This window comes from Pseudoxanthomonas sp. LjRoot204_2 (assembly GCF_056175765.1).
Genome location: NZ_JBGFFG010000121.1, coordinates 1 through 8,316 on the forward strand (window position 1 = coordinate 1; position 8,316 = coordinate 8,316).

General features: G+C 67.5%; 10 protein-coding genes. 5 read left to right on the forward strand and 5 right to left on the reverse strand.

Annotated features, from left to right (window positions below; translation table 11 throughout):
• The 4 genes from modA to AC04L7_RS07650 all read left to right on the forward strand — a co-directional run.
• Positions 1-688: molybdate ABC transporter substrate-binding protein (gene modA / locus AC04L7_RS07635; protein WP_475512773.1), on the forward strand; the 688-nt coding region annotated here is incomplete at its 5' end.
• 7 nt (positions 689-695) lie between these two features.
• The gene (modB, locus tag AC04L7_RS07640) at positions 696-1,397 is read left to right on the forward strand and encodes a molybdate ABC transporter permease subunit (RefSeq protein ID WP_436000214.1); all 702 of its coding nucleotides are present in this window, start codon (positions 696-698) and stop codon (positions 1,395-1,397) included.
• Complete coding sequence (modC, locus tag AC04L7_RS07645) at positions 1,397-2,014, forward strand: molybdenum ABC transporter ATP-binding protein (protein WP_436000216.1); 618 nt, start codon at positions 1,397-1,399, stop codon at positions 2,012-2,014. The genes modB and modC overlap by 1 nt, the downstream gene beginning before the upstream one ends.
• Positions 2,015-2,054: 40 nt before the next feature.
• Positions 2,055-2,615 carry a flavin reductase family protein gene (locus AC04L7_RS07650; protein WP_436000218.1) on the forward strand — a complete coding sequence of 187 codons (561 nt, stop codon included), beginning with the start codon at positions 2,055-2,057 and terminating at the stop codon, positions 2,613-2,615.
• Positions 2,616-2,618: 3 nt separating this feature from the next.
• Here the strand turns inward: AC04L7_RS07650 and AC04L7_RS07655 are convergent, their stop codons facing one another.
• From AC04L7_RS07655 to AC04L7_RS07665, 3 genes are read right to left on the reverse strand one after another with little or no spacing between them, the layout of a single operon-like run.
• Positions 2,619-3,140 (reverse strand): energy transducer TonB, encoded by a 522-nt coding sequence (locus AC04L7_RS07655; protein ID WP_436000220.1) that lies wholly within the window; start codon positions 3,138-3,140, stop codon positions 2,619-2,621.
• Positions 3,140-4,798: a TonB family protein gene (locus AC04L7_RS07660; protein ID WP_475512774.1), complete on the reverse strand. Its 1,659-nt coding sequence runs from the start codon at positions 4,796-4,798 to the stop codon at positions 3,140-3,142. Before AC04L7_RS07660 ends, AC04L7_RS07655 begins: the two co-directional genes overlap by 1 nt.
• Positions 4,799-4,802: 4 nt before the next feature.
• A complete protein-coding gene (locus tag AC04L7_RS07665; protein ID WP_436000224.1) occupies positions 4,803-5,171 on the reverse strand; it encodes a BlaI/MecI/CopY family transcriptional regulator in 369 nt (122 codons plus the stop codon).
• 110 nt (positions 5,172-5,281) lie between these two features.
• Here AC04L7_RS07665 and AC04L7_RS07670 point away from each other — a divergent pair, with 110 nt between their 5' ends.
• Positions 5,282-7,234 carry an acetyl-CoA hydrolase/transferase C-terminal domain-containing protein gene (locus AC04L7_RS07670; protein ID WP_436000226.1) on the forward strand — a complete coding sequence of 651 codons (1,953 nt, stop codon included), beginning with the start codon at positions 5,282-5,284 and terminating at the stop codon, positions 7,232-7,234.
• Positions 7,235-7,353: 119 nt separating this feature from the next.
• On the opposite strand, the gene AC04L7_RS07675 is transcribed toward AC04L7_RS07670, so the two are convergent.
• Both AC04L7_RS07675 and AC04L7_RS07680 read right to left on the reverse strand, forming a co-directional pair.
• Entirely contained in the window at positions 7,354-7,857 is a 504-nt protein-coding gene (locus AC04L7_RS07675) for a hypothetical protein (RefSeq protein ID WP_436000228.1), read from the reverse strand.
• Positions 7,858-7,871: 14 nt separating this feature from the next.
• Positions 7,872-8,316 (reverse strand): XVIPCD domain-containing protein (locus tag AC04L7_RS07680; protein WP_475512775.1); only part of this gene is annotated, 445 nt, incomplete at its 5' end.

Consider the following 8,316-nt stretch of genomic DNA (forward strand, 5'->3'; position numbering starts at 1 on the left):
CACTGTCTTCGCCGCGGCCAGTCTGAAGGAGTCGCTGGATGCGGCAGCGTCGGCCTACCAGAAGCAGACCGGCGTTCCAGTGCGCGTGTCGTATGCCGCGAGCTCGGCGCTGGCGCGCCAGATCGAACAGGGTGCGCCGGCGGACGTGTTCTTCTCAGCCGATCTGGAGTGGATGGACTATCTGCAACAACGCGGCAAGCTCGACGCGACCACGCGGCGCAATCTGCTGAGCAACCAGTTGGTGCTGGTCGCACCGAAGGCGAGCAAGGTGCGCGTCGAGTTGAAGCGGCCCGCGACCTTTCTCGCCGCGCTCGGCGATGGTCGCCTGGCGGTAGGCCAGACCCAGACCGTGCCCGCGGGCAAGTACGCCAAGGCCTCGCTGGAATCGCTGTCGCTGTGGAACGGTGTCAAGGCACGGCTCGCCGAATCCGAGAGCGTGCGCGCGGCGCTGATGCTGGTGGCGCGCGGCGAAGCACCGTTGGGTATCGTGTACGCCTCCGATGCGAAAGCGGAACCGGCCGTGCGCGTGGTGGCGACGTTCCCCGAAGAAAGCCATCCGCCGATCATCTATCCGGTCGCCGCCCTGCGAAGCCCGCGATCGGCGCAGGCGACGCAGTTCGTGCAATGGCTGGCCTCCCCGGCCGCCGATGCAATCTTCACGCGGCGCGGATTCGCGGTGAAGGACTGACGCCTTCATGCTCGATGCGTTCACCGCGGAAGAACTCACCGCGATCCGGCTCAGCCTGAAGGTGGCGCTGGTGGCCGCGATCGCCAGCCTGCCGTTCGGCGTGCTGGTCGGCTGGGTGCTGGCGCGCACGCGCTTCCCGGGCAAGGCGCTGCTGGATGCCGTGGTGCACCTGCCGCTGGTATTGCCGCCGGTGGTGATGGGTTACGGATTGCTGGTAACGTTGGGCACGCAGGGCGCCATCGGCGCTTTCCTGAAGGAGCACCTGGGCCTCGTGTTCGCGTTCCGCTGGACCGGCGCGGCGCTGGCGTGCGCGGTGATGGGCTTCCCGCTGATGGTGCGCGCGATCCGCTTGTCGCTCGAAGCCACCGACCGTCGTCTGGAACAGGCCGCGTCCACCCTGGGCGCCGGCCCGTGGCGCGTCTTCTTCACCGTCACCTTGCCGCTGGCCTGGCCCGGCCTGGTGGCTGGCAGCGTGCTGGCATTCGCGAAAGCGCTCGGCGAATTCGGCGCTACCATCACCTTCGTCTCCAACATCCCCGGCGAGACGCAGACGCTGTCCTCCGCGATCTATGGCCTGATGCAGGTGCCCGGTGGCGAAGCCGGCATCTGGCGCCTCGCCGCGGTCGCCGTGGCTATCTCGCTGGCCGCGCTGCTGTTCTCGGAGTGGCTGGTGCGCCGGCACCACACGCGCCAGGGCGAGGACAGCTGATGCTGCACCTGGACATCGAAATGCGGCGCGGACACTTTCATCGCCACGTGCGCATCCAGGACGACGCGCGCGTGATCGCCCTGGTGGGGCCGTCCGGCGCGGGCAAGACTTCCGTCCTCAATGCCATCGCCGGACTGGTGACGCCCGTGGCCGGGCGCATCGACGTGGACGGCCATTGCCTGTTCGACAGTGCGCAGCGCATCGACGTGCCGGTGCACCAGCGCCGCATCGGTTATGTCTTCCAGGATGCGCGGTTGTTCCCGCACCTGGACGTGCGCCGCAACCTGCTCTACGGGCGCCACGGCGGGCGGGGCGCGCCCCGCTTCGGATTCGATGCCGTGGTGGAGTTGCTCGGCATCGCGCCGCTGCTCGGTCGCCGCACGCGCAATCTGTCCGGGGGCGAAGCGCAGCGCGTCGCGATCGGTCGCGCGTTGCTGTCGCAGCCCTCGTTGCTGCTGTTCGACGAGCCGCTGTCGTCGCTTGACCAGGCCCGGCGCGAGGAACTCATCCCCTACCTGCAGCGTGTGCGCGACGAGATCCGCCTGCCCATCGTCTACGTCAGCCATCATCCGGACGAAGTACGCCGCGTGGCCGACTCCACACACGTTCTCGACTGACGTCGTCGTAGGATGCGGCGAGGCCCCAGGAGCGCCCCGCATGACACACCCCAAGCGCTGGAAGTCCCTGCCCGTTGACCGGACCCGTCACTACCTGGAGCCGGGGCCCGTCGTGCTGGTGAGCACCGCGCACAACGGCGAACGCGCGATCATGACGCTGGGCTGGCACATGATGCTGGGTTACGACCTGGTCGGCACCTATATCTGGGACGCGAACCGCAGCCACGCACTGGCGCGCGCGAGCCGCGCCTGCGTGATCAACTTGCCGACCGAGGGCCTGCTGGACACCGTCGTACGCATCGGCAACTGCAGCAGCACCGAGCAGGACAAGTTCGAGCGCTTCGGCCTGACCGCGTTGCGCTCGCGCGAAGTGGACGCGCCGCGGATCGCCGAATGCCACGCGCAGTTCGAGTGTCGCTTGCACGAAACCCGCATCACCGCCGACTACCCGCTATTCGTATGGCGCGTGGTGGCAGCACACGTCGCGCCCTCGCCGCGCGTGCCCCGCACGGTGCATTACCGAGGCGAAGGCCGCTTCATGGTCGCCGGCCACGAGATTTCCCGACGCCGCCTGTTCCGACCGGACATGCTGGCGCAGTGAGCGTCAGCGTTTTCGCGCTGCCACGCGCTGCCTGCCTTCGCGGATTTCGAAAGTGAAGGCATAGGCCAGCGTGACCGGCACGACACGCGCCTGCACGCGTTCGCCGGCGCAGCCGTATCCGTTCCAGTCCCGATCACGACTCGTGGCGTCCGGATAGTCGCAGAACATCGCGGGTTCGAAGGTCCATCCCGACACCGCGGAGAGCGCCGCATCGCGCAACAGTGGCTGCGCGGCGCCATCCGCGCAGCCTGCCTGACGCAGCGGCACGACTTGCGTCGCCTTGCCCTTGTCATCCACCACGAACGCCACGCACAACGTGAACGCCGGCAGTTCGCGCGGCATGCCCGCCGACGGGAACGCGGGGCTGGCCGTATCGATGGGTACCGGGTAGACGAAGGCCTGGTGTGCCGCCATTTCGTAACGCCCGGCCGCTTCAGGCAGCAACAGGCGCTGCCCGATGCTGTCGATACGGTGCGCGCAGCCGCTGACCAGCCACACTGCGATGGCACATGCGAAGAAACGCATTAGGGCTTGTTGGCAACGCGCTGCCCGCAGGACACCTTGCGACCGTCTTCGCCATCGAACTTCATCTCATCGCATTCCAACGTCCTGAGGGATGTCGACTGCGACATGTCGAGCGTACTCCAGGCCGTGGGCGGATCAATCTCCGACGATCCTTCGCGTCCGTCCGGATCGCCGTCGACGTCGTAGCGAATCGGCACGCGTACCCAGCCTTCGCCGCGCATGCCATTCTCCATGGGCGGCTCGAACGTCCACTGCCGGGCGGCGGCGAGCGACGCTTCATCGAACAGTCCGGCGGGCTCGGAGGATTCCACGATCGCCTCGCGAACGCGGCCGTCCGGTCCCACGCGCAGTTTCAGCACCACCAGCCCGCTCTGGCCGCGCGCCTTCGCGTCTTCCGGGTAGGCGGGCGCGGGCTGTTTCGGCACGCTGGCCTCGTCCGGCCCGGGCGCGCCGTCGTGCCGGCTGACGATCATCGACAGCGCGAACGTCGAGCTGCCATCCGGCGGGGTAACCTCGATACGCATCGCCTTGTCGAGCAGACCCATCAGTACCGGTTTGGACACAGGCTTGCCGTCCACGCTGATGTCCCCGGCGAGCCTCACCTGGCCTTCTGCCGCAGGATCGACGACCAGCTCGATGCGCCACGCGCGGCCGGCTTTCGTCGTCGATGCGAAACCCACCTTCTGGCCCGGCCAGTCGCGCAGGACAACGTCCTGGCGTTCGCCATCGACCTCCAGCGTCGCACCAATCCGGTAGTGGAAGTCGTGTGCGCCCTGCGCCTGTGCAGCGGGCTGCGCAGCCCACGCGGCGATGCCGGTGCCAGCGACCAGCAGCATGACCAGGGCGGCGGCGGCGAACCGTCGGGTGCGGCTGCGCAAAGGGTGCTTCAGCATGGCGATCCTCTCCTTGAGGGGGTGGTGGTGCGTCCAGTGGCAGCCCACGGGCAGCGGGATGCCAGCCAGATGCGCCTTCAGCATCGCTTCGCCGTAGGTGCGGCGCTCGCCGGGATGGCGTGCGACCACGGCCGCGTCGCAGGTGAACTCCTGGTCCAGGCGGTGCAGGCGCGACGCGAGGTGCATCAGCGGGTTGAACCAGAACACGCTGCGCAGCAGCGCGGCGAGCAGGTTGCCGAACAAGTCGCCGCGGCGGATGTGCAGGCGCTCGTGGCACAGCACCAGCGCGCGCTCAGCGTCCGTGTAGCGTTTGTCGAAGTCCGCCGGCAGCAGGATTTTGGGCCGCAGCACGCCGTAAGCCGCCGGAAGGCCCGCGCTGTCGCTCGCTCGCAGCACGCCCGGCGCGACTTCCGTCATCGGCCCCACGGCACGGATGAAGCGCCGCTGTTGCGCGGCCAATCGCGCAACCATGATGAAGGCGCCGGCGCCCCAGAACGCAAGCAGCAACGCCGGCAGCGCGGGCCATGACGCGTTTGCTTCGACGGCCGCCACCGATGCAGGCTGCAGTACGACAGCCTGCGGCAGCACCCACTGCGTCTCGGCGTGACGGGCCGGCACCAGGACCGCCACGCAGGCCAGTGGTACGCAGATCCACAGCGCGTGCGCAGTCGCGGCGCCGAGATGACGACGCAGCGGGACACGGAGGATCATCACCAGCAGGATGGCCAGCGTGCTGGCGATGGTCGCTTCGAGCAGGGCCATCATCGCGTCATTCGCCATCGTCGAGCTCCGCGATCAGGCGTTTCAGTTCGGCGATATCGGCCGAGGAGAGTTTGCGCTGCTCGCTGAAATGCGCGACCAGCGGCGCCACACGCCCCCCGAACAGGCGGTCCACCAGCCCCGCGCTCTGCTCCGCCAGCCAGGCATCGCGGCTGAGCACGGGCGAATACAGATAGCGACGCCCCTCCTTCTCGGCCTGGATCGCGCCCTTGTTGAGCAGGCGGTTGAGCAGGGTCTTCACCGTCGGCTCCGCCCATTCCGCGCGGCCGGCCAAGGCCGCGACCACGTCTTCCGCACTGGCGGGATGGCGCCGCCACAACACGTCCATCACCACAGCTTCCGCATCGCTGATCGACATACGTTTACGCCTGTAATTTTTATTGATTACGCACGTAAACAAAGACCGTGTCAAGCCCTTCCGTGCTCCCATTCGTCGGCGGATCACTTGGCTTCGCCTAAGCTGCGCACATGACCCCACGCCACCTGACCGATCTCGACGAAGCCGTCGACCTGATCCTGGCCCACACCTACGGGCCGCTGCGCATGGGCGCGCCGCTCGGCATCGGCAAGCCGCACCGCCTGCTCAATGCGCTTTACCGGCGCGGCGTAGCGGACCCGTCGCGCCCGTGGTCGCTCTACACCGCGCTGTCGCTCGATCCGCCTGCGGGTGGCAGCGGACTGGAGGGACGATTCGTGAAGCCGTTCGCCGCGCGGCATTTCGGCGAGGACTTCCCGCGGCTGGACTACGTGCAGGCGATGAAGCGCGACGCGCTGCCCGCGCACATGGAGGTGGAGGAGTTCTACATGCAGGGCGGAGCGCTGCTCCGCTCCACCACCGCGCAGCGCCTGTACGCCAGCCTCAACTACACACACGTTGCCCGGGCACTCGCCGACCGCGCGCTCAACGTGATCGTGCAGAAGGTCGCGCGCGAACCGGGCGGCACGCGGCTGTCGTTCTCGTGCAACAACGACCTGACCCAGGATGCCGTCGATGCCATCGTGGCGCGCGGCCTGCCGCGCCCCTTGCTGGTGGCCGAGATCGATCCGCACCTGCCGTGGATCGGTGGCACCGCGGCGGTGGAAGAGGCCTACTTCGACATCGTCATCACCCCGCCTGGCCCTTATCCGCCCCTGTTCGGGTTGCCGCGCCAGCCGGTATCCGACGTCGATTACGCCATCGGCCTGTATGCCAGTGCGCTGGTCCGCGATGGCGGCACGCTGCAGATCGGCATCGGCGCGCTCGCCGATGCGCTGTGCCACGCACTGGTGCTGCGCCACACCGACAACGCCACCTACCGGCGCATCCTGGCCGCCCTCGATCCCGCGCTGGAGCAACATCCTGCCGTGCTCGCCAGCGGTGGCCTCGACCCGTTCGCCATCGGCCTGTACGGCTGCAGCGAGATGGTCAACGAGGGCTTCAAGCGACTGGTCGAGACCGGCGTGATCCGGCGCAAGGTGGTGGATGACGAAGCACTGATGCGGCGCGTCGCCGACGGCACGGCCAATCTCGGCGACCTGGCGCGTCTGGAGCGCGATGGCGAGTACCTGCATGGCGCGTTCTACCTGGGGTCGCCCGCGTTCTACCAGTGGCTGCGCGACCTGCCGGACGACCAGCGCCGTGCCATCGGCATGCGCCGCATCAGCCTGATCAACGAACTTCAGCGCGACCATGAGCCACTCGCCCGCCTGCAGCGCCACGACGCCCGCTTCTTCAACTCCTGCATGATGGTCACCGCGCTCGGTGCCGCCGTCTCGGACGGACTGGAAGACGGCCGCGTGGTGTCCGGCGTGGGCGGACAGTACAACTTCGTCGACATGTCCAACACCCTGGATAACGCACGCAGCGCGTTGATGTTCCGCGCCGTGCGAGACGATGCCGGCGCGCCCGCCTCCAACGTCCGCTGGAATTACGGCCACACCACCATTCCCCGCCACCTGCGCGACCTCTACGTCAACGAATACGGTATCGCGGACCTGCGCGGCAAGAACGACGAGGATTGCGTGATCGCGATGGGCGGAATCACCGATGCGCGCTTCCAGCCGGCACTTGTCGAGCGCGCGAAGCACGAAGGCAAGCTGCGCAGCGGCTTCCATGCGCCCGGCCACTGGATCGACAACACGCCGGTGCACCTGTCCGCGCGCCTGCACGCCTTCCGTCACGACGGCACGCTGCCGGACTATCCGCTCGGCAGCGACTTCACCGAGGTCGAACAGCGCATCGTCAAAGCCCTGGGTTGGCTGAAGGCCAACACGGCGACGCCCTGGAAGAAGATCGGCACGGTCATGCGTGCGCTAAGTGCCACGTCAAACGATGCCGAGGCGATGGCGCGCATGGCGCTGGCGACGCCCGGGACGTTGGGCGAACGCCTGGAAGCGAAGCTGCTGGCACTCGGCTTGCGGGAAACGCGGCAGTCTTCATGACCACGCCAAGCAATCCGTAACGGCGTCATTCCGGCAGAAGCCGGGACGACGGGCTGGGTCAAGACAGGGACTTGCACGGCGACATGGCAAGGCGGAGCTGCCACTCCTTGCCGCTTCTGCTACTTGCCTGACCTGCCGTCCACCAGGAAGTATTCCTTGCCGCGACTCTTCCACGTTGCCGACTCCGGATCGATGGCGATGCACGGACGACCTCCGCAGGAGGTGATTTCGACATGCTGGGAGGCGTGCCGGACTTCAGCCGACACCTCGGCCGCATCTGCGCGCAGTTGGGCATCCTTCAGCCGTTGGTACTCGTGACGAAGCAGCAGAAGCAGGCCGGCGTACAACAACGCGAAGCCCGCTGCGACGGCGATCAGGCCCCGCCAAGCTTTGCCGGTCACCGGCCGCAGCGCTATTTCGGTCTTCTGCTGCTGCTCCTGGAACAGACGAACCATCGCATGCTTCAGCTTGGCCTCCTCGGCCTCGCGCGTGGCCGCCAGTTCGGCACTGACTACATGCGCCTTCTGCAGGCTCTCGGCCACCTGTCGCGCCTGCTTGTCGGCGGCATCCTCGAGCCGCCCTACCGCCAACATCAAACGGCGGATGGCATCCGTGTCGTTCATTGCGTTCCCCTCGGCTACCTTGCCATTCCCTGCTGCTGTTCCTGCACTTGCCGTTGCTGCGCGTCGATGATGGTCTGCTGTTCCTGCCGCTGCGTTTCCTCGTTGAACGCCTGCATGCTCTGCCCCAGCGGTTGCTCAGACGCCTGCGCTGGGTTGATCGTATCCGTCCGCCGATCCAGGATCGGATTGTGTGGGTGGTTCCACACAGCCATCAGGCCACCGTCGCGGGTCTGGACGAGAGCGCTGATTTCCGGCAGGTGATCGCGCCGCGCCTCCAGTGCGATCGTGCCGGCGAGTTGTTCGCGCTGTCGCTGCGTCCAGTGGGCATCCATCTGCGGCTCCAACCGTTCCAGGTGATCCATCGCCTGATTGAACAGCGGAGTATCCCGGGCTTGCGCTAGCCATGGCTTCTGCCGGGCCTCCCAGGCCTGAGCATCGGCCAGTGACTCGACCCACAAA